General features: G+C 63.0%; 25 protein-coding genes. 12 read left to right on the top strand and 13 right to left on the bottom strand.

Annotated elements, in window-relative coordinates; translation table 11 throughout:
* Window positions 1-29: 29 nt before the first annotated feature.
* The 3 genes from CO656_RS02645 to CO656_RS02635 are packed head-to-tail and all read left to right on the top strand — an operon-like array spanning window position 30 to window position 2,786.
* The gene (locus CO656_RS02645) at window positions 30-905 is read left to right on the top strand and encodes an ABC transporter permease (RefSeq protein WP_097524704.1); all 876 of its coding nucleotides are present in this window, start codon (window positions 30-32) and stop codon (window positions 903-905) included.
* 1 nt (window position 906) lies between these two features.
* On the top strand, window positions 907-1,707 hold the full coding sequence (locus CO656_RS02640) for an ABC transporter permease (protein ID WP_097524703.1): 801 nt from the start codon (window positions 907-909) through the stop codon (window positions 1,705-1,707).
* Window positions 1,704-2,786, top strand: a complete 1,083-nt coding sequence (locus CO656_RS02635; RefSeq protein WP_097524702.1) for an ABC transporter ATP-binding protein — start codon at window positions 1,704-1,706, stop codon at window positions 2,784-2,786. Before CO656_RS02640 ends, CO656_RS02635 begins: the two co-directional genes overlap by 4 nt.
* 53 nt (window positions 2,787-2,839) lie before the next feature.
* Here the strand turns inward: CO656_RS02635 and CO656_RS31205 are convergent, their stop codons facing one another.
* The 5 genes from CO656_RS31205 to CO656_RS02615 form a co-directional block, all read right to left on the bottom strand.
* Window positions 2,840-2,962 (bottom strand): hypothetical protein, encoded by a 123-nt coding sequence (locus CO656_RS31205; protein WP_272938880.1) that lies wholly within the window; start codon window positions 2,960-2,962, stop codon window positions 2,840-2,842.
* A 74-nt stretch (window positions 2,963-3,036) separates the two neighbouring features.
* Window positions 3,037-3,174: a hypothetical protein gene (locus CO656_RS02630; protein WP_086022811.1), complete on the bottom strand. Its 138-nt coding sequence runs from the start codon at window positions 3,172-3,174 to the stop codon at window positions 3,037-3,039.
* Window positions 3,175-3,307: 133 nt separating this feature from the next.
* Window positions 3,308-4,003: a GntR family transcriptional regulator gene (locus CO656_RS02625; protein WP_037425666.1), complete on the bottom strand. Its 696-nt coding sequence runs from the start codon at window positions 4,001-4,003 to the stop codon at window positions 3,308-3,310.
* 195 nt (window positions 4,004-4,198) lie between these two features.
* Window positions 4,199-5,185: a mannonate dehydratase gene (locus tag CO656_RS02620; RefSeq protein ID WP_097524701.1), complete on the bottom strand. Its 987-nt coding sequence runs from the start codon at window positions 5,183-5,185 to the stop codon at window positions 4,199-4,201.
* 70 nt (window positions 5,186-5,255) lie between these two features.
* Window positions 5,256-5,954 carry a FadR/GntR family transcriptional regulator gene (locus CO656_RS02615; protein ID WP_037425660.1) on the bottom strand — a complete coding sequence of 233 codons (699 nt, stop codon included), beginning with the start codon at window positions 5,952-5,954 and terminating at the stop codon, window positions 5,256-5,258.
* Between the two features lie 137 nt (window positions 5,955-6,091).
* On the opposite strand from CO656_RS02615, the gene CO656_RS02610 reads away from it, so the two are divergent.
* From CO656_RS02610 to CO656_RS02590, 5 genes are read left to right on the top strand one after another with little or no spacing between them, the layout of a single operon-like run.
* Entirely contained in the window at window positions 6,092-7,681 is a 1,590-nt protein-coding gene (locus tag CO656_RS02610; RefSeq protein ID WP_097524700.1) for an ABC transporter substrate-binding protein, read from the top strand.
* A gap of 21 nt (window positions 7,682-7,702) precedes the next feature.
* On the top strand, window positions 7,703-8,728 hold the full coding sequence (locus CO656_RS02605; protein ID WP_097524699.1) for an ABC transporter permease: 1,026 nt from the start codon (window positions 7,703-7,705) through the stop codon (window positions 8,726-8,728).
* Window positions 8,728-9,633 (top strand): ABC transporter permease, encoded by a 906-nt coding sequence (locus CO656_RS02600; RefSeq protein WP_097524698.1) that lies wholly within the window; start codon window positions 8,728-8,730, stop codon window positions 9,631-9,633. Before CO656_RS02605 ends, CO656_RS02600 begins: the two co-directional genes overlap by 1 nt.
* A complete protein-coding gene (locus CO656_RS02595) occupies window positions 9,620-10,471 on the top strand; it encodes an ABC transporter ATP-binding protein (protein ID WP_097524697.1) in 852 nt (283 codons plus the stop codon). The genes CO656_RS02600 and CO656_RS02595 overlap by 14 nt, the downstream gene beginning before the upstream one ends.
* Window positions 10,468-11,223 carry an ABC transporter ATP-binding protein gene (locus tag CO656_RS02590; protein WP_097524696.1) on the top strand — a complete coding sequence of 252 codons (756 nt, stop codon included), beginning with the start codon at window positions 10,468-10,470 and terminating at the stop codon, window positions 11,221-11,223. Before CO656_RS02595 ends, CO656_RS02590 begins: the two co-directional genes overlap by 4 nt.
* Here CO656_RS02590 and CO656_RS02585 read toward each other — a convergent pair.
* Window positions 11,198-11,563 carry a response regulator gene (locus CO656_RS02585; RefSeq protein WP_037425643.1) on the bottom strand — a complete coding sequence of 122 codons (366 nt, stop codon included), beginning with the start codon at window positions 11,561-11,563 and terminating at the stop codon, window positions 11,198-11,200. The two genes, CO656_RS02590 and CO656_RS02585, sit on opposite strands and share 26 nt — an antisense overlap.
* Window positions 11,560-14,301 (bottom strand): PAS domain S-box protein, encoded by a 2,742-nt coding sequence (locus CO656_RS02580; RefSeq protein WP_097524695.1) that lies wholly within the window; start codon window positions 14,299-14,301, stop codon window positions 11,560-11,562. Before CO656_RS02580 ends, CO656_RS02585 begins: the two co-directional genes overlap by 4 nt.
* 177 nt (window positions 14,302-14,478) lie before the next feature.
* Between CO656_RS02580 and CO656_RS02575 the strand changes: the two genes are divergently transcribed.
* Complete coding sequence (locus CO656_RS02575) at window positions 14,479-15,876, top strand: family 16 glycosylhydrolase (protein ID WP_097524694.1); 1,398 nt, start codon at window positions 14,479-14,481, stop codon at window positions 15,874-15,876.
* A 51-nt stretch (window positions 15,877-15,927) separates the two neighbouring features.
* On the opposite strand, the gene CO656_RS02570 is transcribed toward CO656_RS02575, so the two are convergent.
* Entirely contained in the window at window positions 15,928-16,917 is a 990-nt protein-coding gene (locus CO656_RS02570; RefSeq protein WP_097524693.1) for a sugar-binding protein, read from the bottom strand.
* A gap of 47 nt (window positions 16,918-16,964) precedes the next feature.
* A complete protein-coding gene (locus tag CO656_RS02565; protein ID WP_037425631.1) occupies window positions 16,965-17,945 on the bottom strand; it encodes an NAD(P)-dependent oxidoreductase in 981 nt (326 codons plus the stop codon).
* Window positions 17,946-18,152: 207 nt separating this feature from the next.
* Here CO656_RS02565 and CO656_RS02560 point away from each other — a divergent pair, with 207 nt between their 5' ends.
* Both CO656_RS02560 and CO656_RS02555 read left to right on the top strand, forming a co-directional pair.
* Window positions 18,153-18,929: an ATP-binding cassette domain-containing protein gene (locus tag CO656_RS02560; protein WP_050988372.1), complete on the top strand. Its 777-nt coding sequence runs from the start codon at window positions 18,153-18,155 to the stop codon at window positions 18,927-18,929.
* 28 nt (window positions 18,930-18,957) lie between these two features.
* A complete protein-coding gene (locus CO656_RS02555; protein WP_037425626.1) occupies window positions 18,958-19,956 on the top strand; it encodes an ABC transporter permease in 999 nt (332 codons plus the stop codon).
* A gap of 15 nt (window positions 19,957-19,971) precedes the next feature.
* On the opposite strand, the gene CO656_RS02550 is transcribed toward CO656_RS02555, so the two are convergent.
* The 4 genes from CO656_RS02550 to CO656_RS02535 form a co-directional block, all read right to left on the bottom strand.
* Window positions 19,972-21,219, bottom strand: a complete 1,248-nt coding sequence (locus CO656_RS02550; RefSeq protein WP_097524692.1) for a S41 family peptidase — start codon at window positions 21,217-21,219, stop codon at window positions 19,972-19,974.
* Window positions 21,220-21,332: 113 nt separating this feature from the next.
* On the bottom strand, window positions 21,333-22,460 hold the full coding sequence (locus CO656_RS02545) for a site-2 protease family protein (RefSeq protein ID WP_037425621.1): 1,128 nt from the start codon (window positions 22,458-22,460) through the stop codon (window positions 21,333-21,335).
* 212 nt (window positions 22,461-22,672) lie between these two features.
* Complete coding sequence (locus CO656_RS02540; RefSeq protein ID WP_037380159.1) at window positions 22,673-22,975, bottom strand: hypothetical protein; 303 nt, start codon at window positions 22,973-22,975, stop codon at window positions 22,673-22,675.
* Between the two features lie 320 nt (window positions 22,976-23,295).
* Complete coding sequence (locus tag CO656_RS02535) at window positions 23,296-24,333, bottom strand: LacI family DNA-binding transcriptional regulator (RefSeq protein WP_097524691.1); 1,038 nt, start codon at window positions 24,331-24,333, stop codon at window positions 23,296-23,298.
* 134 nt (window positions 24,334-24,467) lie between these two features.
* Between CO656_RS02535 and CO656_RS02530 the strand changes: the two genes are divergently transcribed.
* Window positions 24,468-25,496 carry a Gfo/Idh/MocA family oxidoreductase gene (locus CO656_RS02530; protein ID WP_097524690.1) on the top strand — a complete coding sequence of 343 codons (1,029 nt, stop codon included), beginning with the start codon at window positions 24,468-24,470 and terminating at the stop codon, window positions 25,494-25,496.
* Window positions 25,497-25,508: the final 12 nt, after the last annotated feature.

Here is a 25,508-nt window from a genome sequence, read left to right as displayed (position 1 = left end):
CTCGCGCAGCTGAAATGGGAGACACAGCCATGTTGTCGCGTACCGACGCGAGGGCGGAAGGATCGAAGATCCCTGCACACCGCCTGCGCTTCACCGACTTCGACCTGACCTTGCCGGCGCTCGGCCTGCTGGTCCTGTTCTTCGTCGTGCCGGTCGCCATCCTGTTGGCGCGCAGCGTCTCGGAGCCCGTGCCGGGCCTCGGTAACTATGCCGAACTCTTGGGCTCCTCCACCTATCTCAGGATATTCGCAAATACCTTCATCGTTTCCGGCCTGGTCACGCTCGTATCGCTGCTGATCGGCTTTCCCGTCGCCTGGGCGCTGGCCATCATGCCGAGCCGCCTCGCTTCTGTCGTCTTCGCCATCCTGCTCTTGTCGATGTGGACCAATCTCCTCGCACGCACCTATGCCTGGATGGTGCTGCTGCAGCGCACCGGCGTCATCAACAAGCTGCTGATCGGCCTGGGCCTGATCGACAAGCCTCTGCCGCTCGTCAACAACCTGACGGGGGTGACGATCGGCATGACCTATATCATGCTGCCCTTCATCATCCTGCCGCTCTATGGCGTCATCCGGAAAATCGATCCGGCCGTTTTGCAGGCGGCGGCGCTTTGCGGCGCCAATCGCTGGCAGGCCCTCGTCCGGGTTCTCCTGCCGCTCGCCATTCCCGGCATGGCGGCCGGCGCTCTGATGGTCTTCGTGATGTCGCTCGGCTACTTCGTCACGCCGGCGCTGCTCGGCGGGACGGCGAACATGATGCTCGCCGAACTCATCGCGCAGTTCGTTCAGTCTCTGGTCAATTGGGGCATGGGCGGTGCAGCGGCCCTGGTGCTGCTGGTCGTCACGCTCGCGCTCTATGCCGTTCAGCTACGCTTCTTCGGCACCGACCGGATGGGAGGACGTTGACATGCTCCTGAATTTCGACCGACTCGGCCGGTGGAAGCTGGTTCTCCTCGGCATCACATTGCTGACGGCCGCCTTCCTGCTCCTGCCCATCCTGTTCATCGCGGCGCTCTCCTTCGGCTCGTCGCAATGGCTGATCTTTCCGCCGCCCGGCTGGACGCTGAAATGGTATCAGGAACTGGTTGCCGATCCCCGCTGGCTGGAGTCCGCCTGGACGAGCTTCCAGATCGCCATCATCGTCACGGTCCTTTCGGTCCTGCTCGGTCTCGTCACCTCTTTCGGTCTGACGCGCGGCCGCTTCATGTTTCGCGAAGCGCTGAAAGCCCTATTCCTGACGCCGATGATCCTGCCGGTCGTCGTTCTCGCCGTGGCGCTCTACGCGTTCTTCCTGCAGATCGGCCTCAACGGAACGCTGACCGGCTTCGTCATTTCCCATCTGGTGCTGGCGCTGCCCTTCTCGATTCTGTCGATCACCAGTGCACTCGAGGGTTTCGACAAGTCGATCGAAGACGCCGCCGTGCTGTGCGGCGCGTTCCCCTTCGAGGCGAAGATCCGCGTGACGCTACCGGCGATCAGCCACGGCATCTTCTCGGCGGCGATCTTCTCCTTCCTCACCTCCTGGGACGAAGTCGTGGTGGCGATCTTCATGGCGAGCCCCACGCTGCAGACGCTTCCCGTCAAGGTCTGGGCGACGTTGCGGCAGGATCTGACGCCGGTCGTCGCCGCCGCCTCCACCCTCCTCATCCTGCTCACCGTGCTGTTGATGGTGCTCGTCGCCATCGTTCGCAAAGGATTGAAGTCATGAGCAAACCCTTCCTGCAAATCCGCGGCATCCGCAAGGAATATGGACCCGTCACCGCCGTTCAGGACGTCAATCTCGACGTAGCGCAGGGGGAGTTCCTGACATTCCTCGGGCCCTCCGGCTCGGGAAAGAGCACGACGCTCTATATTCTTGCTGGCTTCGAGGATCCGACCCGCGGCGACATCGTGCTGAACGGGGAAACGCTGCTGTCGACGCCGTCGCACAAGCGCAATATCGGCATGGTGTTCCAGCGCTACACGCTGTTTCCGCATCTCACCGTCGGCGAGAACATCGCCTTCCCGCTGAAGGTCAGGCGGCTGCCGAAGGCCGAGATCGATGCCAAGGTGCGCGACATGCTGAAGCTCGTGCGGCTCGAAGGCTTCGAGGACCGCAAGCCGGCACAGATGTCCGGCGGCCAGCAGCAGCGCGTCGCGCTGGCGCGGGCGCTCGCCTATGACCCACCGCTGCTCTTGATGGACGAGCCGCTTTCGGCGCTCGATAAGAAACTGCGCGAGGAGATCCAGCACGAGATCCGCCGCATCCACCAGCAGACGGAAGTGACGATCCTCTATGTCACCCATGACCAGGAAGAGGCGCTCAGGCTCTCCGATCGGATCGCCGTGTTTTCAAAGGGGGTGATCGACCAGATCGGCACGGGACCGGAACTCTACGCCAATCCGGCAACCCGCTTCGTCGCCGAGTTCATCGGCGACAGCGATTTCCTACCCTGCGATCTGGTGACGGCGGCAAACGGCAAAGCGGAGATCGCGCTCGCCGGCACGACAGTTATCCCGAACGTACCGGTGCATGGCAAGCCGGTTGCCGGCGGCAAGGCGGCGCTTATGCTGCGGCCGGAACGCTTGCGCCTGATGCGATCGGCGCCGGGCGGCGCGACGGCTCTGCCCGTCACGGTCAGCGACATCACCTTTCTCGGCAACAACATCCATGTCGCGACCGAGACCGCCAGGGGCGACGCGCTGGCCGTTCGCCTTCCCTTCGGTCACGAGGCGATTTCCAGCCTCAGCCGCGGCGACAGCGTCTGGCTCGGCTTCGACCCGGCGACGGCGCACGTCTTCTGCTGAAGCGGCGTAAGGTTCGGAAAAGCGGTGATAATCCCAGGTTGGCGCCTGCTTTGCTAATCTTCAGAGAGTTCTTCCGCTGTTGCTGCGACAGGTGCATTGCCCAAGGAATTATCCGCATATTTGAAAGCAAGTATGCTGATGACCGAGGCGATGATTACGAACAGGACGAGACGCATGAAGGTTTCCCGGGGATCGTTGCATTGGCTAGCAACTCACCCGGAGACCTCGTTGTTCCAGCGCGAAGGATGCCTCACCGGTAGTTGGTGGGAACCAGTGCCGCCCTGGCCGGCGGCGTCTCCAACTCCGCTCGGTCGACAGCAAGGATGCTCATCACGAGAGAGACGAGGACGAGTATCAGCGCCATGAATGCGATGCCTGCCTTATCCATCCCCCATCATGATCGCGGGAATGCGAGCAAAACGGGGCGCCGGCGGCCAAGAATTCCACCAGTGCGCATCATGGTTAATTTCGTCTGAAGAGAGGGGCTTTTTTTACTTTCGCGCCAGCTCCGGGCGGCACTGTTACCCCGCCCTCGCGCCTTGCTGTTCCGCGAGCAGCGCCTCGGCGATTGCCGCCGCATTCTTGACATGCACATTTGCCGCCTCATAGGCCGCCGCGCCGTCGCCGGCCTTGATCGCGTCGATGATCTTCTGCATCTGGGCCGGACCCTGCTTGTCGCGGTCGGGCGTCTTGATCGTCATGGAGCGCAGGTGATTGATCCTCGCGGTGATCGAATTGACGATTCCCCAGGCGACATGGCGGCCGGAATTCTCAAACAGGGTGCGGTAGAAATCCGTCGTGGCGCTGAGAACCGCCGCGAGCTCGTTGGCGGCATAGGCGGCCCGGATGCGGGCAAGGATGCGCTCGAGCTCGGCCACGACCGCGGGGTCCTTTTGTGTGGCGCAGGCCTTGGCGGCGATGCCTTCGAGCACGCCGCGGATCTCGTAGATCTGCCGGGCCTCCTCCGGGGTTGTCTCGGCGACGATCGGGCCGCGGTTCGGTTGGATGGCGACGAGGCCTTCGGATTCCAGGTGCCGCAGCACCTCGCGGACGATCGTCCGGCTGACGCCGAGCTGGTCGCAGAGATCGCGTTCGACAAGCCGTTCGCCGGCCCTGAAGTGCATGTTGACGATAGCGTCGCGCATCTTTTCCAGGGCAAGCTCGCGAAGGGTCTTCTCCGGACGGAGGACTCGCATCGGCTGTTCAGACGCGCTCATGGGGCCGTTCCCTTTCCGCCAGCACCTGTGGCAAATGCGCGATCTCGATCCGGTCCTGGCCGTTACGTCCGAGCCGCATATTATGGGATACCATAATATCACTGGAGAAGGCGTCTGTCAGCAGGATACGCGTCGACATGCGCTGCGTCTAAAGTTGTCTGCCGGCCGGAAGGGATAGTCACGAAAATGCCGCAGTTAACCCTGGGCGGCCCCGGTGGAAAGCGACTCGATGAGCGCGGTGATGTAGCCATAGCAGAAGGCGAAGGCAACGCCGGTCGGGTCGCGGCCGCTGATCGTCGGCACGTGGTCGGGCATCACCATGTATTGGTATCCCACCTCGTGATAGATCTTCAGCGAGCGCACCATGTCCATGTCGCCCTCGTCGGGGAAGGTTTCCATGAAGGAAAGCTTGCCGCCGCGGATGTTGCGGAAGTGCAGATTGAAGATCTTGCCGCGCGTGCCGAACCAGCGGGTGATCTCGTCGATCTCCTCGCGCGGATTGTCGAGCATCTCGCCGATCGAGCCCTGGCAGAAGTTCAGGCCGTGATAGGGGCTCTCATGCATCTGCACGAATTTCTTGAGCCCCTCGACCGTGCCCAACACGCGCGTGACGCCGCGATAGCCGGGCGGCGCATAGGGATCGTGCGGATGGCAGGCGATGCGTACCCGATTGCTGGTCGCGACCGGCACGACGCGTTCCAGGAAATAGTCGATGCGCTCCCAGTTCTCGTCCTCCGACAGAACGCCGGCCAAGCCCGGCGCGGCGTTCTGGTCGATCCGATCCCAGCGAAACGCCTCGTTCATCGAACCGCCGCGGCCGCGTTCCATTTCGCTGCGGGGAATGCCGATCAGGTTCAGATTGTACTTGGCCGCCGGAATGCCGGCGCGGGCGCAGTTCTCGATCATCCGGCAGACAGCATCGATCTGCCGATCGCGTTCCGGGCCGGCCAGCAGGATATCCGGAAAGGAAGCTTTCTCGATCGGCTTCGAGGGCAGGGGAAGCTGGATCATGTCGAGTACGAGGCCGAAACTCTCGACATGGTCGCGATGCCGTTCCAGATCCTCGAGCGTCCAGCCTGCCGGATCGCCCGGCGGATCGGCGGAGATGTTTTTGACGCCAAGCTGGGCGTAGACCCGGTAATCCTCGTCGTCGCGCGCCGCGACCTGCGTTCCTACATACACGGAGAGGCTCCTTCCCGAACTTATCCAGTGTCGTATGACATAATATGAATTATTCGGAGATGTCGAGCGATTATTGCTCGGCGAGCCGGCGATAGCGGCGCTGGCTGGCGATGATGTGCTTGCGCATCGCCTGCCTGGCGCGTTCCGGATCCTGGTCGGCAATGGCTGCGAGGATGTCGGCATGTTCCGCCTGGACGCCGAGCAGATAGGCCTTGTCGGCCGCCTCGGGCAACGTCGTGAACTGGCTGCGGGGAATGGCACGCGGCCCGAACTGGCGCATCACATCGAGGTAAAAGCGGTTGTTGGTCGCCGCGGCGATGGCCATGTGGAACTCGAAATCGGCCTCGACCGTCGGCTTCCCCTCCTCGATCAGCTGCGCCATCTTTCTGTTGGCGACGCTAATCGCCGCTTCCTGCTCGGCGGTCCTGCGATATGCGGCAATCGCCGCGGCTTCGCTCTCGCAGGCCAGCCGGAACTCGAGGAGCTCAAGCGTTTCCGGGATGCTCCTGATTTCGACCGGAGTGAGCGCGAAGCGCCGGCTTGCTTTCGGGTCGCTGACAAAGACGCCCTTGCCCTGAATGGGGCGGACGTAGCCTGCGGCGCGCAGGTCGGCGATCGCCTCGCGGACCACCGTGCGGCTCACGCCGAAGCTCGCCTCCAATTGCGGCTCGGTCGGCAATTGGTCACCCTCCTTCAGCCTGCCGGCCTCGATCTGCCGGCGCAGTTCGTCGATTACCTGTTGCGCCAGTCTCTGTCGTCCGCCCGTCATTTATCCCTCATCAGAGTCCGTTGCTTTCACGGTCTCGCCCGGAAAGCTCTTGCCAACGCCGCCGAATGTCGCTAATTCATACTATGACATACGGACGACGTAATATGTCTCCTATAATAGGTCAGGGAGGAGTTTCAATGAAGCATTTTTCGAAGGGCCTCATCGCAGGGGCCGCGGCAATCGTTCTGAGCTTTTCTGCGCCCGGCGCACACGCCGCTACTCCCGACGACCAATTGGTCATTGGCACCTCTCTCGCCCAGGTTCTGTCGCTCGATCCGCAACAGGCGACCGAGGCGAAGGCGATCGAGATCATGTCCAATCTTTACGACCGGCTGGTGAAGACGGAAAACCGCAAGATCGCGCCGCAGCTCGCCGAAAGCTGGGAGATCGATGACAAGGGCATCACCTTCCATCTGCGCGAAGCGACCTTCGCCTCCGGCAATCCGGTCACCGCCGACGACGTCGTCTATTCGCTCGGTCGGCTGCTCAAGCTCGATCAGGCCTCGGCTGCCAATTTCAAGCGCATCGGTTATATGGCCGACAATGTCGACAAGCTTGTCAGGGCAGTGGATCCGAAAACGGTGCGCGTCGACCTTTCCGGCGAAACCACGGCGGAGCTGCTGCTCTACCGGCTGGCAATGTGCGTCGCGAGCGTCGTCGACAGCGTCGAGGTCAAGAAGCACGTGCAGGACAATGACTACGGCAATGCCTGGCTGCGCACCAATTCGGCAGGCTCCGGCCCCTTCACGCTGAAGCGCTGGACGCCCAACGAGATGGTCATCATCGAGGCGAACGACGCGTATGCCGGCGGCGCTCCGCACATGCGTCGTGTCATCGTGCGGCACGTGCCGGAAAGCCAGGTGGCGCGCCTGATGCTCGAGCGCAACGACATCGATATCGCCAGCGCGCTGAGCGCAGCGGACCTGAAGACCTTCGGGGACCAGCAAGGTTTCGAGGTCCAGCGGGTGCCGACCGGCGGCTTCTATGTTCTGTCGATGAATGCCGGCAACCAATATCTCGCCAATCCCAAGGTGCGCGAGGCGATCGCCTACAGCATCGACTACAAGGGCATCGAGCAGACGATCATGGGCCCCTATGGCCGGGTCCGCAACGTGCCGGTGCCGGAGGATTACGAGTATGCCATTGCCAATCCGGACTGGCACTTCGACGCGGCGAAGGCCAAGGCGCTGCTGGCGGAAGCGGGGTATCCCAACGGCTTTTCGCTGACGCTGAAGACCATCGCGCAGACGCCGCGCATCGACCTGGCGACTGCCATCCAGGGTTCGCTCGGCCAGGTCGGGATCAAGGTCGACATCCAGCAGGGCAACGGCTCGGACATCATTGCCGATCACCGGGCGCGCAATTTCGACCTGCTCATCCCCCAGACCGGCGCCTACATGCCGAACGTCCTCGGCTCCATGGAACAGTTCTCCAGCAATCCTGACAATTCCAAGGAGGCGAACAATGCTGGCAACTTCGTCTGGCGCTCGGCCTGGGACATTCCGGAACTGACGGCGCTGACCTCCAAGGCTTCGCTCGAGCCGGACGCGAAGAAGCGGGGCGAGATCTATGTCGAGATGCAGGAAAAATTCGTCGAGCAGAAGCCCGCCGTGCTGCCGCTTTTCGAACGCTTCGAGCCGATCGTCGTCAATGCGCGCGTCAAGGACTATGTCGGTCATCCCAATCAGCTGACGCGGCTCGAAGGCGTCACCAAGGCGTCCGACTAAGGGCGGCGTCGGGACACGGCCATGAAGGAACTCACCGCAATCGAGCTGGCACGGCGCGTCCTCCATCTCGTCATCAGCCTGTTCATCCTGCTCTCGGTCACCTTCGTCATCGGCCGTGTCCTGCCGGCCGATCCGGTCGGCGCCATTGTCGGCGAGCTGGCGGATCCGGCCGCCTACGAGGCGATGCGGGCGCGGCTCGGCCTCGACCTGCCGATCTACCAGCAGTTCTTCATCTATCTGCAGGGCCTGTTCCGGGGCGATTTCGGCCAAGCCATCCTCACCGGCAACTCGGTCGCCAGCGACATGCTGCAGGCCTTCCCGGCAACCTTCGAGCTGGCGACGCTGGCGATCATCATATCGGCCGTCGTCGGCGTTCCGCTGGGCCTCGCGGCCGCACTGTTCCGCGACAGCTTCATCGACAAGTTCGCCCGCGTCGTGGCTCTGGTCGGCCACTCCATCCCGGTCTTCTGGTTTGGCATCGTCGGGCTGGTGATCTTCTATGCGGCGCTCGACTGGGTCGGCGGACCGGGGCGGATCGACGTCTTCTATGAGGGCATGGTCGAGCCGGTGACCGGCATGCTGCTCGTCGACAGCCTCCTTGCCGGAGAAACCGAGATTTTCTGGAACGCGCTGTCGCACATCATCCTGCCGGCCGCCATCCTCGCCTATATGGCCATGGCCTATATCACCCGCATGACGCGCAGCTTCACCCTGGAACAGTTGAGCCAGGACTACGTGATTGCGGCCCGTGCCAAGGGTGCGGGGCCGGCCCGCACGGTCACCCATCACGTCCTGCCGAACATCGCCGTGCAGTTGATCACGGTGCTTGCGATTTCCTACGGCAATCTGCTCGAAGGAGCGGTGGTGACCGAGATCGTCTTCTCCTGGCCGGGCATCGGCCAATACATGACGAACGCCCTGATGATCGGCGACATGAATGCGGTGCTCGCGGCAACCATCATCGTCGGCTTCGTGTTCATGCTGCTCAACTTCGTTGCGGACATTGCCTATGCAATCCTCGATCCGCGGACCCGGGAGGCGGTATGATGAGTGACGCGATCCGGACCGCTTCAGAAATGCTGCAGTCGCCAGGTCTCACGGAGCGCATGCTTTCGGCGCTCCGCCGCGCGGCCGGCAAGCTTGCCGAGGAGCCGCTCGGTCTGGCTGGCTTCGCGATCATCGGCCTGCTCCTGCTGGTGGCCGCCTTCGCGCCGCTGATCGCCCCATATGACCCCACCGCCCAATCGCTGTCGAACGCGCTGCAGCCGCCAAGCCTTGCGCATCTCGCCGGGACCGACGAGTTCGGGCGCGATATCTTCAGCCGACTCCTCTATGGTTCGCGCATCACCATCCAGACGATCTTCTTCGTTTCGATCATCGTCGGCCCGATCGGGCTCGTCATCGGCGTCGTCTCCGGCTTCTTCGGCGGGCGTACCGACGCGATCCTGATGCGCGCCACCGACATCGTGCTTTCCTTCCCGTCGCTGATCCTGGCGCTCGCCTTCGCGGCGGCGCTCGGTGCCAGCCTGTCGACCGCGATCATCGCGATTTCACTGACTGCTTGGCCGCCGATCGCCCGGCTCGCCCGGGCTGAGGCGCTGGTGGTTCGCAATGCCGACTATGTGGCGGCCGCACGGCTCTACGGGGCGAGCCGGCTTCGCGTCCTCTTCCTCTACATCGCCCCGATGTGCATCCCCTCGGTCATCGTCCGCCTGACGCTCAACATGGCCGGCATCATCCTGACGGCCGCGTCGCTCGGCTTCCTCGGCCTCGGCGCCCAGCCGCCGGCGCCGGAATGGGGCGCGATGATCTCGAGCGGCCGCAAGTTCATGCTCGATTTCTGGTGGGTGGCGGTGATGCCGGGGATTGCCATCCTCCTGACCAGCCTCGCCTTCAACATCGTTGGAGATACGCTCCGCGACATCATGGACCCACGCCATGCCCGGTCGTGACGCTTCGCCAATCCTCTCCATACGCGACCTGAACGTCCGCTTCGGCCGAGACGCGGTCGCCGCTGTCACCGAAATCAGCTTCGACATCGGCCGCGAGCGCGTCGGTATCGTCGGCGAATCCGGCTCCGGCAAGTCGACAACCGGCCGGGCGATCATGCGGCTGCTGCCGCCGAAGGCCGGTGTCACCGCGAAGACCATGACCTTCTGCGGCGAGGAGCTGCTTGGCAAGACGGAGCGGCAGATGGACCGCTTGCGGGGACAGGAGATGGCGCTGATCATGCAGGACCCGCGCTATTCGCTGAACCCCGTCCTGTCGATCGGCAAGCAGATCGCCGAATCCGCCCGGCTGCATCTCGGTCTCAAGGGCAAGGACGCTCTCAAGGCCGCGCGCGACATGCTGGTCCGGGTGCGGATCAGCGATCCGGACCGCGTGATGGGGCAATATCCACACCAGGTCTCAGGCGGCATGGGACAGCGCGTGATGATCGCCATGATGCTGATCGCCCGGCCGAAACTCGTGATCGCCGACGAACCGACCTCGGCCCTGGATGTTAACGTCCGCAAGGACGTCCTGCTGCTGCTCGACGAGCTGGTGCGCGAGAACAATTCCGGTCTCATCCTCATCAGCCACGACATCCGGATGGTGGCGAGCTTCTGCGACAGGATCATCATCATGTATCGCGGTCGGATCGTCGAGGAACTGACCAGCCTCGACGAGGCGCAGCATCCCTATACGCGGGCCCTCATCGCCGCGATGCCGGACGCGCGCCATCCGGTACGGCGGCTTGCCGTCATGGACCGTCAGGCGCTCGAAAACATCGGCGGGAGGGTGGCGTGATCAGGGTCGAGAAACTCGATGTGGCCTTCGGCCATGGCCAGAGCCGCCACCACGTCGTGCGCGACGTCAGTTTTTCTGTGGAGCGGGGCGAGACGCTCGGCATCGTCGGCGAGTCCGGCTGCGGCAAGTCCACGCTGTTACGCTCGCTGGCGGGCCTCGAGGGCGGCTGGACGGGGCGCATCTGGTTCGACGGGCGCGAAGTCGGAAAGCTTCGAGGGCGCGAGGAGCTCAAGCTGGCGCAAATGGTGTTCCAGGACCCGTATGGTTCGCTCCACCCGCGCCACCGGATCGGCACGGCGCTGGCCGAACCCGTGAAAGCGATGGGCCATCGCGACGATCGGGAGCGGGTGCTGCGGGCCCTGCGGCAGGTGGGCCTCCCCGCCGATTTCGCCAACCGTTTCCCGCATGAGCTCTCGGGCGGCCAGCGGCAGCGCGTGGCGATCGCCCGCGCCCTGATCCTGTCTCCGCCGATCCTGCTGCTCGACGAGCCGACATCGGCGCTTGACGTGTCGATCCAGGCCGAGGTCCTCAACCTCTTGGCGGACCAGCGCGACGAGCGGAACCTGACATTCGTGCTGGTCAGCCATGATCTCGCCGTCGTTGCCCATATGTGCGATCGGGTTGTGGTGATGAAGAACGGAACGTTCGTCGACCAGTTGACGAAAAACGACCTGCAGCGCGGCGTCGCCCATGATGCCTATGCGCGCGAGCTGTTCGACGCGAGCTTCATGCAGCCGGAACAAGGCTCCTGATGCTGGTAACGAGCTCGGTCCCGTCGAATGGCTTGCTGAGGCGCGGCAGCGCACGGAACCGCTCCGGCAGATCCGATGGCGCATAGCCGGTCAGCAGCAGGACCGGCACCTGGCGTTCAAGCAGTTCGTCGACGAGCGGGTAGACGAGCTCGCCGCGCAAGTTCAGGTCCAGCGTCGCTACGTCGAAACTCTCGGCGCGCGAGGCCGCGATCGACGTGCTGAGGCTGGTGAAAGGCCCAACCACCAGATAGCCGGCCGCAATAAGATCGTCCTCGATTTGTAATGCCACCAGAAATTCATCTTCGACAACGAAGACCCGATATGGCTGCGTGGCGGTCATGGGGAGGGTTCGCGAGGGTAGGGAATGTCGATCATGCAGACCAGGCCTTGCGGCGCGAATTGGAGCTTGACTTCGCCGCCGAGGTCGGAGGCCAAGACGCGTTCCAGCAGCAAGCGGCCGAAACCGTTGCGCTTGGGGGCGAGGACGGCCGGGCCGCCCGATTCGCTCCAGCGAATATGGAGCCGATCGGTTTCCCGGTCTGCGGACCATTCGATGCCGACGCCGCCGGTTTTAACCGAAAGCGCCCCATGTTTCGCGGCGTTGGTGGCAAGTTCGTGGGCCGCCATGCCGAGCGTCAGGGCGTACTTAGGCGGCAGCATCATCGGCGGTCCGGAGAGCGTCACGTTGTTCCTGCCATCGTCGTGATAGGGGGCCAGTTCGTCCAACAGCACGGTTTCCAGCGAGACCCCCGACCAGCTTGCTTCGGCCAGACGCGTATGGGTTTGAGCGAGCGCCCTGATGCGGGCATCGAACGAGCGATGCGCCTCGTGCATCTCCGGGCTGACCGAAAAGGACTGGCGCGCGATCGAGCTTACGATTGCAAGCGTGTTCTTGACCCGGTGGCTGAGCTCGGCGACGAGAAGGTTGCGTTGGGCTTCGGCTTCCTTGCGCTCGGTGATGTCCATGCAAACGCCGGCGAGCTTGCCTGGCTTTGCGGCACCTTGAGGCGAGAACTGCCCGAACGCCTCCATCCAGCGGATCCTCCCGTCGGGGAGCCTGATCCGGTAGACGACGTGATAATCCTCGCGCGTCTCCATCGCCCTGGCGATTTCCAGCTCGACAAGGAGGAGATCGTCGGGATGGATGTCGCGCTTGAAATCCTCAAACGTGCCGCCGAATGTTCCCGGTTCGAGCTGATGTAGCGCCTCGAGGCCCGGCGACCATATGACCTTGCCGGTGGCGATATTCCATTCCCAGGCGCCCATCCGTCCGGCGCCGAGAGCGATCTGCAGCCGTCGTTCGCTCTCCTGCAGCGCTTCTTCGGCCTGCTTGCGCGCGGTGATGTCCACCGATGCGGCCACGGCGCCGACCACCTCGCCGGCGGTGTCGCGCAGCGGCGTGGCGTTGCCAAAGAGGTAACGGGACGTCCCGTCCTCGAAGCGGATTTCTTCCTCGAAGTTCGGCACCACCTCGCCGCGCGCCGCACGCTGCACCGGGAGCTCCTCGGGCGACAGCATCTTTCCCAGCGAGAAGACGCGGAAGTTGTCAGGTCGCTCACTCGTCGGGGCCGAGAGCGACAGGTTGCTGTCGGGTGCTTGACGGAGAAGCTCATAGGCGGCTCGGTTGCCGCTGATGACACGGCAATCGGGCGCACGCGCGATCCAGATCGAAGCCGGCACCGCCTCCATGATGGCCATCAACTCGGCTGCGCGTGCCCTCTCACTTGCCTCGTTGCGTCGCAGCTGCTCCTCGGCGAGACGCCGCGCCTCGTCGGCGCGCATGCGCTGGATGCTGAAGCCGAGCTGGCGGGCGATCGTCAATGCGACGTCGACCTCATTGTCGGTGAAAGCATGCGGCTGGTCATAATAGGTCATGAACTTGCCGACGAGCCTGCCGTCGGCGACGAGCGGTATGAAGCCGAGCGCATGGATACCTTCCGCCTCGATGACCGGCCGAAGGGTCGCAACCGCCTCGGCTTGCGCAACATCCTCGAGGAAGATTGGCTGCGGATCCCGCTCATCGCCGGTCCAGGGAGAATGACCGTCCACCGCGGTCCGATATTCTGGCGAGAGCCCGCGCCAGGCGACGAAGTGCATCTTTGCGGAACTGTCGGTTGCTGAACTGTCGAAAATCAGAATCGAGGCCCGATGGCAGCAGAGCGCGCCCTGGATGGCATCGAGCGCGGCCTCGTAGACCTCCGAGATGTCCTGGGCCCGGTGCAGCCGCTCGGTCAGGCGGTAAAGCGCGCCCTGTTCGCGCAGGCGAGCGGCCAGCGCCGCGGCGCTCCGCCTTTGTTCGGTGATGTCGCGGGCGATCTTGGACGCACCGATAATGCGGCCGTACGCGTCTCGGACCGGCGAGACGGTCAGCGATATATCGATCAGCCTGCCGTCCTTGCGGCGACGGATCGTCTGGTAGTGATCGATCCGCTCGCCGCTACGGATGCGTCTGAGGATGTTGGGCTCCTCGTTTTCATAGCCGGGCGGCATGAGAATGGTGATCGACTTGCCCACCACCTCGTCGGCCAGGTACCCGAACAGCCGCTCGGCGCCCTTGTTCCAACTCGTGATGATGCCGTTCAAATCCTTGGCGACAATGGCGTCGTCTGAGGATTCGACAATCGCCGCCAGATAGCGCGAATCCTTCTCCGCGCTTTTGCGTTCGGTAATGTCGACGAGCAGATTGACGGCGCCGGCAAGTTCACCGGACTTGTCGAAGATCGGCGTGGGATGCGGGAGGAGCAATGCGGTCGAACCGTCCGGTCGAACCGCCACCAGTTCCTGCCCGCGGATCGGCTGGCGCCCTTTCAGCGCCATCGCCATTGGGCATTCGTCGTGCGGCAAGGGCGTGCCGTCTGGGTGACGAAGCTTCCAACTGATGCACCAGCGGTCCTGGCCGAGCACCGGCTGGCGCCCCGCGAGGCTGGCTGCGGCCGGGTTGCAATAGGTGATGAAGCCGTCTGCATCCGTGATGTAAACGGCAACGGCAAGCGCATCGAGTGCCGCTCGAAAATCTGGTGACCCCAACACACTCAGATCGCCCAAATCGAATTTGGGCAGAGTCTCCGCACTGCACATCTGTTCCCTCCGCACGCCGCATAACGCTGGACAACGCCGCTGATCGGAGCTTTGTTCCGAGGCGCCCCAAAAGAGGTAGGGGTGCTCGACCGCATCTCAGATGGTAGGTTCGTCGGAGAGGGTGTAGCCCCTCGGGCTTTCGCGGAGGAGGAGGTCACTCAAAACTGGAGATATACGATGAGCAGAACTGTGCTAAATGCCGTGGGCAAGCCGCTCTATTACAGCGGAAGCTCGACGGCCTGGTTTTCCGCCACCGGATCAGGGCCAACACTCTATGGCACCGCCGGCAATGATTCCATGTGGGGCGACAGTTCCGTCAACGTCACCATGATCGGCGGGAAGGGCGACGACATCTATTATCTCTATTCGGGGATCAACCGGGCCTATGAGGCCGCAGGCGAGGGTGTCGATACCATCAATACCTGGATGAGCTATACGCTGCCGGCAAATTTCGAGAACCTGACCGTTACCGGAAGCGGCCGGTTCGCCTTCGGCAACGATACGGACAACATCATCAAGGGCGGCTCCGGAAGCCAGACGCTCGACGGCGACGGTGGCAACGATGTCCTGATCGGCGCGGGCGGGGCCGACACCTTCGTGTTTGCGCGAGGCAACGGAAGCGACCTCATCACCGACTTCAATTATGACGACACTGTTCGCTTGGACGGCTACGGGTTTACTTCCTTCCAGCAGGTCCTCGCCAATGCGAGCCAGGAAGGGGCCAATCTGCGGATTGCTTTGGCAGATGGCGAGAGCCTGGTGTTCGCCAATACCACTGCCGACCAGTTGCAGGCGCATCAATTCAGGCTCAGCCTCGATCGCTCCGTGCTGACACAGACATTTTCGGACGAGTTCACCACGCTCCAGCTCCGAAGCGGCACGAGCGGCGTCTGGGATCCGAAATTCTGGTGGGCGCCTGAGAAAGGCAGCACGCTTACCGGAAACGGCGAACTGCAATGGTATATCAACCCAAGCTATCAGCCGACGGCTTCGGCCAATCCGTTTTCTGTCAACAACGGCATTCTGACGATTACTGCCAAGCCCGCGTCGGAGGCTCTCCAGGCCGAAATCAACGGCTATGATTACACGTCCGGAATCCTCACGACACACTCGTCCTTCGCCCAGACCTACGGCTATTTCGAAATCCGCGCCGATATGCCGGACGACCAGGGCGTCTGGCCGGCCTTCTGGCTGCTGCCCGCCGATGGCTCCTGGCCACCGGAACTCGACGTCGTCGAAATGCGTGGCCAGGATCCGAATACCGTTATCGCCACCGTTCATTCGAACGAGACCGGCTCGCAGACCAGCATAGCGAGTGCAGTGAAGGTCGCTGACGCCAGCGGCTTTCACAAATACGGGGTGCTTTGGACCGAGGACGAGATCGTCTGGTACTTCGATGATGCGGCGATCGCGCGCGCCGACACGCCGTCGGACATGCACGACCCGATGTATATGCTCGTCAACCTGGCGGTCGGGGGCATCGCCGGCGCGCCGAGCGATGGGCTCGTCGATGGGTCGCAGATGAAGATCGACTATATCAGGGCCTATCAGTTGGACGCCGACTGGCAGATCTAACGACGGAGGCTTGGGAGGCCGACAGCAAGCGGCCGGTCTCCCTTGTAGATGTTACTTCTGGATGCAGGTATCCGCCGTGTCCTTGGTGCATTCGTCGAGACCGGTAAAGACCGGATCCTCGACCGGCTTGCCGGCGATGAGATCGAGCATCACCGACGGCGCCTTGTAGCCCATCTCGAAGGGCCGCTGCCCGACGAGGGCGGTCACCAGACCTTCTTTCGCGATAGCCACTTCCTCGCCGATAGTGTCGGCAGCGCCGATAACGAACTCGTTCTTGGCGATCTTGTCGGCCATCGGCTTGAACAGGTCGCGGTAAGGCTGCGGCGCGCCGAACAGCGGCCACCCGCCCATGATGCCAAAGGCATCGAGGTCGGGATTGGCGGCCAGGATGTCGGTCATCGCCTGCACGCCCTTTGCGCCGTCGTCATTGGTGAAGACCGGGCAGCCGGCAACTTCGGTCCAGCCGCCTTCGCCCTTGAGCTCCGCCAGCCCTTTTTGACCGGTCAGCGCATCACGCATGCCCTGGGCACGGCGCAGGATATTGTCGGCGCCGGGGTTGCCTTCGATGGTGCAGATCTTGCCGCCATTCGGCTTGCCCTTCTTGATGTACTCGCCGATACGGTAGCCCATCAGGTAATTGTCCGTGCCGAGATAGGTCTTGCGCAGGGCCGAATCCTCGGCCGCGAGATCCGCGTCGAGCGTCATCACCGGGACCGTCGGATTGGCGGTCTTGAGCGTCTGGGCGATGAGCTTGGCGTTCGAAGGCGAGATCGCGATCGCCGCCGTGTCCGCCTTGCCCAGCATGTCCTGGACGATCTGGGCCTCACCGGCCTCGTCGGATGTCGAGGCAGGGCCGGTGTAGAAGCATTCATACTCCGAATCCGGATTTTCCTTGTTCCACTTCTGGCAGCCCTGGTTGATCGCCTCGAAGAACGGGTTGTCGAGGCCTTTCACGACAATGACAAGCTGCTTCTTCTGGGCCAGAGCGGTTCCGGCGCTGAGCGCCAGCACGGCTGCGGCAAGCAATAATGCCTTCCTCATGCTTTCCTCCCTTGAAACGCGCGGACACCTCGTGTCCGCGACACCAGTCAGCCGGGATACCAGACGACGCGCGGATCCTCCTCCGAGCGTTCGTACTGCCAGGCAGAGTCTATAAGCTTCTCGAGATCATAGGCGGGTTGCCAGCCCAGCAGGTATTTGGCCTTGCTGTTGTCCATCCAGTTGGAATGGAAGCGGCTGCGGATATTGACGAAGCCAAGAGCGCGCGTGCGGGCGAGATAAGTTGCAACTTCGCCGTAATCGACCGGTCGATCCATCGAGATGTTGAAGAGCTGCCGGACCGCGCAAGGATGATCGATCGCCGCCAGTATCGCCGAGACGAGATCATCGACATGAACGAAGTTGCGCTTTAGCGGTCGCCCGTCGGCGTCCAGCAGCAACGGCACCGTGCCGTCCTTTTCATAGCGCTTCGCATCGGCCTCGGGAACGAGGTCCTTCCACACCGGCCCGCCGAAAACATCGTCGCCGAAGGAGAGGGAGTATTTGAAGTCATCCTTCTCCATGATCCAGGGCGCGCGCAGGCAGCAGCCGTTCAAGCCATATTGGATGCCGTATTGCTCCAGCATCACCTCCTCGAGGACTTTCGACAGGGCGTAGCAGCCCGGATAGGCCCGATGCGGCGTCGCCTCGGTGATGGGGCCGTTGTGCCGGTAATGGAAATGGCCGACGCCTGCATCGCCGCCGATCAGGATGAACTGCCGGGCGGTGTCCCTGGCGCGGAATTCCTCGAGCAGCCAGAACAGTCCCTTGACCGTCACGTCCATGACGCTGTCGGGGGTCTCCTTGCAGGTGGCGAGATGGATGACATGCGTTATCCCGGCAAGGGCGCGGGCGACGAAATCGCGCTCGGCGATCGTTCCGCGAACCACTTCGACACGGTCAGTCTCGGCATGCAGGCGGTTGTGACAAAGCGCACGGATGCGCGCCTTGGAAAAACGCGGATCGTCAAGCAGCCTAGCAATGAGGTGCTGTCCGACCTTGCCCGTTGCCCCGGTGACAAGGATCAGCATGCTCTCCTCCTGCTGATAGCTAATATCGGCGCGCCTCGCGCGTCAACGAATATTTGTAATACAATATGAGTTCGCGCGCATATACGTCTTTATTTGTAGGATGATTGATTGACGCTGTTCCGCGCATTTGCGTAAATGGAGATCGCATCACCCAGGGGAGGAGACCTGGCAGCGGCGTCCTACAGGCTTCGTCCCGACGAGGTATGCGTGAGCACGGCTTCTGCCAGCTATCGGGAGGCTAACGTGGCGGTTCTCGAACTCGCCAATGTTTCCAAGCATTTCGGCGCCATCCAGGCGGTCAACGACGTTTCCTTCGCGCTTCAGGCGGGCGAGGTCGTCGGCCTCATGGGCGATAACGGCGCCGGCAAATCGACGCTCGTCAAAATGATCGCCGGAAATTTCCGGCCAAGCCATGGCACTATGCGCATGAATGGGGCTGATCTCGTCATGCATCGCCCCGTCGAAGCGCGCAAGCATGGTATCGAGATTGTCCACCAGGACCTGGCGCTCTGCGATAACCTCACGGCGGCGGCGAACGTGTTCCTCGGTCGGGAGTTGCGGCGCGGTATCGGACCGTTGCGCATTCTCGATTACAAATCCATGTACCGGCGTGCCGGCGAGATCTTCAGGGAGCTCAAATCGGAAACCCGCCCGCGCGATCTCGTCAAGCAGATGTCCGGTGGTCAGCGGCAGGCAGTCGCGATCGCCCGCACCATGCTATCGGAGGCCAAGATCGTGCTGATGGACGAACCGACGGCGGCGATCTCCGTTCGCCAGGTCGCGGAAGTGCTGAATCTCATCCGCCATTTGCGCGACCGCGGCATCGCCGTGGTGCTGATCAGCCACCGCATGCCGGACGTCTTCGACGTTGCCGATCGCGTCATCGTCATGCGGCGCGGCCGGAAGGTTGCCGACAAGGCGATTGCGGCGAGCTCGCCCGAAGAGGTCACGGGCCTGATCACCGGGGCGATCGAACAGGTATAGTGGGGCTCAGGAAAAGCGAAGGTCGGTCATGGCAATTACCTTGGATCGAGCGATTGGGCAGAGGCAGCAGGGCTGGATCACCTCGGTTCTGTCCAGCCAGACATTCTGGGTGCTGATCGCCGTCATTCTGGCCTGCCTTTTCCTGTCGGTCGCGACGGATACCTTCGCGACCCCGAAGAACCTCTACAACATCACCCGCAATTTCACCTTCGTGGCGATCATTGCGCTGGGCATGACGCTAGTGATCATCACTGGCGGTATCGACCTGTCGGTCGGATCTGTCCTTTGTCTCTGCAGCATGGTGCTCGCGGTGGTCATGAATGCTGGCTATAGCATCGAAGTGGGGATTGCCGCCTCGGTCGGCACGGCCCTGTTGATCGGAGGTTTCAACGGCGTGATGATCGCCTATCTCGGCTTTCCGCCCTTCGTCATCACGCTCGGCATGTTGTCGATCGCGCGCAGCCTGGCGATGGTCGCCTCCAACAACACCGTCGTCTTCCAGTTCGGTCCGGATCACGACACTCTGCTGGCGCTTGGCGGCGGCGCCTGGTTCTTTGGCATCGCCAATCCGGTGATCTACATGATCGTACTGGCGCTGCTCACCGGCTTCGTGCTGCGCTGGACGAAGTTCGGCCGCTACGTCTTCGCGATCGGCGGCAACGAGCACGCCGCGACGCTGACGGGCGTCCCGGTCCGTCGCATCAAGGTTGCCGTCTACATGATTTCGGCACTCGCGGCGGGCGTCGCCGGCATCATCCAGACCGGCTGGCTCGGCGCCGTCACCACCAACATTGGCGCCGGCATGGAGCTCCAGGTGATCGCCGCGGCGGTCATCGGCGGTGCCAACCTGGCCGGCGGCGTCGGTACCGCTTCAGGCGCGCTGATCGGTGCGGCGCTGATCGAAGTGATCCGCAACAGCCTCGGCCTGCTTGGGATCAATGCCTTCTGGCAGGGAACCTTCATCGGCGGCGCGACGGTGCTCGCCGTTCTGTTCGATCGCATTCGCAGTTTCCGCCAGAGCGAGTAAGGGCGGTCGAGCCGCTCAGCCCTTGGTGAGGATGCGCTGCATTTCCATTATGGCTGCGTCGTGTTGCGGGTCGCGCCCGGCCGCGTAGGGCAGGCTGAAGGGCACGGCTATGTCCGGTTCGACGCCGCGGCCTTCCAAACGAAGAGTGTCGTCGATGACCGCATCGGAGACCGCCACTTCCAGAAGGCTGTCATCGGGAAGAAGAAAGGCGCGTCCGGCGAGCAGGGCGCCGGCCGTCCGTGAGCCGACGAGCGGTATGCCATTCACCTTCAGGGCATGCGCGAAGAGTTCGAGGCCGCTTCTCGATCCCTGATCGATAATCGCCACTACCGGCCGCCGCCAGCGAATGGTTCCGAACATGTCCTTGCCGTCCCGCGAGATCAGCCGGAACGTCGGCACCCCGCCGACGAAAAGGTCCGCCGCGTCCGGCGGGCCGCCGCCCCATCGACCGCGCAGGTCGACAATAACCCCGTCGGCGTTCTTGAGGCGACCGCCGGCGAGTTCACGGGCGACGATGTCGAGGCCGTCGCGGGTCGACAGCGTCCAGAGCCGCAGATAGCCGATGCGCCGCCCCTCCCGTTCGGTCACCGCTATGCTGTTCTCGATCGCCTTTTCGAACGTGCGCAGCGGCTGCAGCCGCTCGACGGCGACCGTGACGGTGATCGGCAGTGCGTCGCGGTGCCGGCGCAGCCGGACGTCGACGGTTCGGCCGATTTTGTCGCGGAAGGAAGCGATCTCGCGGTAGGGCAGACCGTCCACGGAGAGGATCTCGTCGCCGAGCCTGATGCCTGCCCGGGCGGCGGGGGCCCCGTCATAGACATCGCTGACGAAGCGCTGGCCGCCTTCCAGCCGCGTAACCATGCCGATCCCGGCATAACGAACTTCGCCGTCCGGCGGAAACAGGCGTTTGATGTCGTTGCGGATGGCGAAGCGGAATATGTCGGCCAGTTCGTAATAGTCGATGGTGTCGTCGGTGAAGCGGCCGGTATGCGACACGCCGAGGCTGGCAAGCACGGTGTCGACTGCCGCATCGACGCGATCCTCCGAGCTCTTCGCGGTCAGCCTGCCGCGCTCATCCGAGACCTGGCGGCGGACCGCGGCACTGAAGCGATCAAGCGCGGATGTGTCATAAAAATTGTCGATGACTAACTCGACGGCGCGATCGAAGACCGCATGGCCGGAACGGGGCAGATCCAGCGCGAACCCGCGGCAGGGCACGAGCAAGAGCAGGAGCGCGAATGGCAGGGAGCGACTGGTCTTCATCGTTGCGGAACCATGTTTCCCATGATGCCCAACACTATCCGCAAAGCCGCGGCCGGATCGAGACTCCCCTCAACAACATTCCGTGAAGCCAATGGCCGTAGCCGCCGCGAAATTCAGCTTCGGCTCTCGGGATTGCGATGCCGCAAATGCCCGAAACGAAAGCGTCCGGCGGCGGCCGCGCGTACCATCATCATCTCGCCGATGGTTTCGTGGGTCATCAGGCCGACGAGGCGGTCCATGCTGTCCACGACCGCGACGGCAGGGGAGCTCGCCTCCTGCATGAGGCGGAGGCTTTCGTCGAGGCGCTTGCGATGGTGGATTCTCGGCACGTCACGGCGCATCGCCAGGACGACGGGCGTTGTCGCGCCCTTTTCCTTCAATGTACGGATCATATCGTCCCGGGTGAGCAGGCCCTCGAAATGCCCGGAGGCGTCGACCACGGGGAACTCGCGCTGCGTCGTCGCAAGCAGCGCTTCGATGGCCTCGTCGATGCTCGCCGTGCGGTCAAGCTTCGCGAATTCGGTAATCATTACGTCGCTCACCAGAACGCTGCCGGAAACTTCGCGGATCTGGGCGTTCTGCGCTTCCGCGGTCGCTGCCAGATAGACGAAGATTGCGATGAAGATCAGCAGCGGATTGTAGAACAGGCCGACGAAACCGAAGACGAAGGCGAGGCCCTGGCCGATCATTGCGGCGATCTGGGTGGCGCGCGGCCAGCTCAAGCGCGAGGCAAGCGCGGCGCGCAGGACGCGGCCGCCATCCATCGGAAAGGCCGGGATCATGTTGAAAAGTACCAGAAACACATTCACCCCGGCGAGCCGCGCCAGAAAGCTCATATGCGGGTCCTCGATCCCGGCGATCTGCTCCAGGCCGATCGAGGTCCTGAGCACAAGAATGAGGACGCCGGCGATCGCCACGTTGACGAGCGGGCCGGCGATCGCGATCACGAATTCCGCCCCCGGCTCCTCCGGCATGCGCTCGAGCCGGGCGACACCGCCGATCGGAAGCAGGGTAATATCCGGCGTCTTGATGCCGAAATGGCGAGCCGCGGCAATGTGCCCGAATTCGTGCAGCACGACGCAGCCGAATACAGCCAGGACAAAGGCGATCCCTTCCAGCGCGGCCGGTGTACCGCCGATCCGGTAGTGCATCAGCCAGATCCAGACGAGCAGCAGCGCAAAGGTCACATGCACGCGGAGCGCGGTGCCGGCAATCGTCCCAATCCTGAATGACCAAGCCATGCGCGATGCGCTCCTGCCGTACGGGATAGACCGTGACCGAGTGTACGCTGCCGGCGGCGGCTTGGACATCGCCTCGATCGTCTACCGGGCGGCGGCGCAAACTCGAATGTACAATCAATGGCCGGCAGGTTCGTTCCCTGCGGCTGCCGAAGCGTCATCGGGATCGATCGCGATCGATCTGCGTCTGACATCGCCCGGACGCGTGAACGCCCCTAATAGGCTCTTGCCGGGACAAAAAGACAGATCGTCCTTCCGCGGTCTTCGCCCGCCGCCGAGCACCAGTGATATTCGCCGTCCGGCGATATGCGGACCCTTCTGTCGGAATAGGGCAGGACCTCGCCGGTAGCGTTGATGATGTAGCCTTGGGGTCGTTCGCTTACGGCCGTCTGGTTGACGTGACGGCAGTCGAAGTTCGAACAGCAGGAGTTCGGATATTTCCAGCCGCTTGGCGCGTCATGGGCGTAAGCAAAGGTGGTCGTAGACAATCCGACGAGCAAAAAGAAAATTCCGCGCATTGCGATCTCCTTCTCCAGCAGGATGTCGAGAGAACGCGTTACATTCGAAATCCGCTTTAACCATTGGAATCGAATAGCTTTTATGGGCTCGGGATCGAGCCCCCGCAAAAACACTGCGATCGGCAAGGACAGTCGCCAATTCCCCAACGAGAGCCACTGGTTCGGACCCGACGGCGTTCGCTGGTGCTTACAAACGGTGGGATCATCCAAATTGATCCACATCAGCGCCGTACATTTCAAATCCGGCGAATTCACGTCTTGGCGCTGCAATTGGTGCCAGCAGCCACCTCTTGATTGTGACGAGGCAGGTTGCGGCCCACTCAGGACTGCTGGATATGGAGGGCGTCGCTGGCGCCTTCGACAAGCTCCATCGGCCAGAGCTTGCTCGCCGTCCCATGCGGATAATGCTCGCGGAAGGCCGGCATGGTCGAGAGCAGCGTTTCGGCCAGGGCTACGCCGAGATCGCGCAGCGATAGCCGAAAGCAGGTGAGCGAGGGTGAGAGGAACTGCGCATGCGGGCTGTAGCGTCCGATGACCGCGATATCGCGTCCGGGCTTCACGCCTGCCTCCGAAAGCGCCCGGTAAAAACCGATCGAGATCGTCTCGTTGATCAGCACGATGGCGGTCGGGCGCTCGTCGAGTGAGAGAAGTTCGCGGCCGATCTCATATCCGCCCGCTTCATTGGGCGTGGACCGGAAGATCAATTCCTCGTCAAGCGTTAGTCCGTGGGCGGCCAGCGCCTCGCGGCAGCGTTCGACGAAGACATAGCCGAGATTGACGTCGTCATGCGGGCGCGTGACGGCGATGCGGCGATGGCCGCGCGCCACCAGCCGGTCGATGGACGCCTGCGCCATGCCCTCGAAATCGAGATCGAGCCAGGGCTGGCCGGCATCCGTCAGGGTCCGGCCAAGGGTGACAAAGGGAATGTTGCGCTCGGACAGAAGCTCGACACGGGCATCGTGCCGTTGCGTCGCCGAGAGGATCATCCCGTCGGCAAAGCCGCGGGTCACCACGCGGCGCAGATAATCCGCCGGGTCCTCCTGCGACGAGCAGAGCAGCGCGACGAGATCGAGCTTGTGCCTGGCGAAGACCGCCTGCACCCCGTCGAAGACGCTCATGAAGAATGTGTCGCCTTGACCGGTGATCTCCGTACCGGTCTGCATCATGAAACCGATGATGTTGGTCGTGCCCTGGCGCAGGCTTCGCCCCGACTGGTTCGGCACATAGCCGAGTTCCTTGGCCGCCGCCAGCACCCGCCGGCGCGTCTCCTCGTTGACATCCGGGCGACCGTTCAGTGCTCGGGAAACCGTTCCAATTGAGATGTCGAGATGCTGCGCAAGCCGCCGAATGCCCTTCATTGTCGGAGTGTTTCATCCTCTGCCGCTTGCCGTTCCCGATTCCCTATTGACATGTTTCGGAAACTCCGCATAGTTCCGTAAACGTTTACGGAGGCCGATACAAGGCGAAATCGTCATCGTTCGGGAGGAGAAGCGTGATCTTGCGCGCAGTTCTATGCGGGTGCGGAGCCATGGCCAGAGGCTGGGTGAGGGCGATCGCCGCCAACCCCGATCTCCGGTCGGAGATCCGGTTCGTCGGGCTTGTCGACGTCAAGCTGGAGGTCGCCACCGCGCTTGCCGCCGAGTTCGATCTTCAGGACGTCGTCATCGGACCCGATCTCGACGCGGTGCTGGCTGAAACGAAGCCGGACATCCTCTTCGATATCGTCGTACCGGCTGCGCGTCGCGACGTGGTCGCGGCCGGATTCCGGCATGGCTGCCACGTTCTGAGCGAGAAGCCGATGGCCGCTTCGCTGGCGGACGGCCGGGAGTTAATCCGTCTCGCCGATGAGGCGGGGAAGCTGCATGCGGTCGTGCAGAACCGCCGCTTCATCTCGGGTGTGCGCCGGATCCGCCGTTTCGTCGACGAGGGTGCACTCGGAGAACTCACCGGCATCCACTGCGACTTCTTCATCGGTGCCCATTTCGGCGGATTCCGGGAAGAAATGGAGCACGTGCTGCTTCTGGACATGGCAATCCACACGTTCGACGCCGCCCGCTTCATCGCAGACAAGAAGCCGCTTGCCGTTTATTGCTATGAGGAGAACCCGCGCGGCTCCTGGTATCGTCACGGCGCGGCCGCGACGGCGATCTTCGAACTTTCGGATGACGTGACCTTTACCTACCGCGGCTCCTGGTGCGCCGAAGGCGCCAATACGAGCTGGGAGAGCGCCTGGCGGATCACCGGGACGCGGGGCACCCTGCTTTGGGATGGCGCCGAGAGCTTCCATGCCCATACGGTCGCGGGCGGCCAAGGCCTGCTACGCGAACCGCTGCCGCTCGAAATCCCGGAACCCTCCGACCCGCGGCAGACGCACGGGCATGTCAGCGTGATTGCCGATTTCGTCGCATCTATCCGCAGTGGGCAGAAGCCGGAAACGGCGAGCGACGACAATATCAACAGCCTTGCCATGGTGTTCGCGGCGATCGAGAGCGCCCGCACCGGGCAGCGCGTGACAATCTGAGCGAGGCATTTG

The organism is Sinorhizobium sp. FG01, from assembly GCF_002531875.1.
Classification (GTDB): Bacteria; Pseudomonadota; Alphaproteobacteria; order Rhizobiales; family Rhizobiaceae; genus Sinorhizobium; species Sinorhizobium fredii_C.
Note: the sequence above shows the minus strand (reverse complement) of the source record. Positions and strands in the feature narration are given on the sequence as shown.